Source organism: Streptomyces rimosus subsp. rimosus (genome assembly GCF_000720725.1).
In the GTDB taxonomy this organism is placed as follows: Bacteria; Actinomycetota; Actinomycetes; order Streptomycetales; family Streptomycetaceae; genus Streptomyces; species Streptomyces rimosus_A.
Window position 1 is genome coordinate 1 of sequence record NZ_JOCQ01000283.1, and the last position, 220, is coordinate 220.

Here is a 220-nt window from a genome sequence, read left to right on the forward strand (position 1 = left end):
GGAACCGGTGATCTCCGCGCTGGAGGCCATGGCCTCCGACCTGATCGCCCAGACCGTCAACCAGAACTTCGGCGCCCAGAACGGCTACGACCTCGGCCGCACCGCCAAGAAGGGCGTCGAAGCGGGCAAGGACGCCCTGAAGAACACCGGCGAGACCCTCGGCGAATCCCTGCGCGACGGCGCCGGCCACCGCGCCGGCCACCGCGCCCGCCACGGCCTG

1 protein-coding gene is annotated in these 220 nt (G+C 72.3%); it reads left to right on the plus strand.

Annotated elements, in window-relative coordinates:
• Positions 1-220: hypothetical protein (locus IH45_RS01000000144895; RefSeq protein ID WP_032919632.1), on the plus strand; the 220-nt coding region annotated here is incomplete at both ends.